The organism is Massilia aurea (assembly GCF_024753205.1).
In the GTDB taxonomy this organism is placed as follows: Bacteria; Pseudomonadota; Gammaproteobacteria; order Burkholderiales; family Burkholderiaceae_D; genus Telluria; species Telluria aurea.
Genome location: NZ_JANUGZ010000030.1, coordinates 1 through 992, shown reverse-complemented (window position 1 = coordinate 992; position 992 = coordinate 1). Strand labels below are relative to the sequence as shown.

Annotated in this window: 1 protein-coding gene; it reads right to left on the bottom strand. The window is 58.3% G+C overall.

The features are described from left to right. Positions 1–965, bottom strand: a 965-nt coding sequence (locus NX775_RS23895) for a condensation domain-containing protein (protein ID WP_258838250.1), incomplete at its 3' end; no start/stop codon positions are given. Positions 966–992 lie beyond the last annotated feature (27 nt).

Genomic DNA, 992 nt, shown 5'->3' with positions numbered 1-992 from the left:
CGCGCGGCTTGCTCTTCGAACAGCTGGTGCAGCAGCAGTTCGCTCGGATACTCTTGCGTCGTGCTGTTGAAGGCAACCAGCAGCTGGTCGCGTTCGGCGTTTGGCAAGATAGCCAGGTCACTCATTGGCAGCTCGGGGTGCTTTTCCAACGCCTCGGTTAGCGAGGCCATAGCGGTGCTGAAGTAATGCGCAATGCGTTCTGGATCAATGCCGGGGACGCATTGGACAGTGATGGCGAATTCCTTACCCCGGTCGTCGATGGAAATAGTAATTGGGTAGTTCGTACGCTCTTTACTGCCAAGGATGTGCATACCGTCGAGCTGGCTCTGCGCGTCTCCAGCCGGAGTGGGTCGACTATGACGGAAATTGAGCAATGTGCTGAATAGGGGGAGTGGAAGTGCTACACCACTGCAGCGCTGGGCCAAGGCCAGCGGCGCCTGCTCGTGGTCGAGCAGGCCGGTCAGTTGTGCAAAGGTGCTGCCAAGCGCCTCGCTGACGCTTAGGTTCCCGACACGCAGGCGGATCGGCAGTGTATTGATGAACATGCCTAGCGCGCGGTTGGCGCCGCCGCTGCCATGCATGCGACCAAGCAGCAATGTGCCGAAGACGACGTCATCACGACCGCAACAGCGCCCCAGTACCTGGGCCCAGGCCAGATGGAACAGTGTTGCCGTGCTCACTGCTTGCCGTCGTGCGACCTGTCGAATTTGCCCGGTGCGCTCGGATGTAAGTACCAAGTGCGCTTCCTGTACTTCAGTGCCGTTGCCTTGCACGTCCACGATGTCAAAAGGCGCACTTGGCTCGTTGAAATCGCCGAGTTGGGCGTGGAAGTAGCGTTCGTGCTCGGACAGCGGCGTAGAAGCGACGTGTGCGATGAAATTGCGATAAGGCAAAGCCCGAGGAAGTTCGGCCAAACGTCCCTGAAGCACCAGCAAAACTTCACTAGTGAGCATCTCCAATGTCATATGGTCGCATACGATATGGTGGCATAC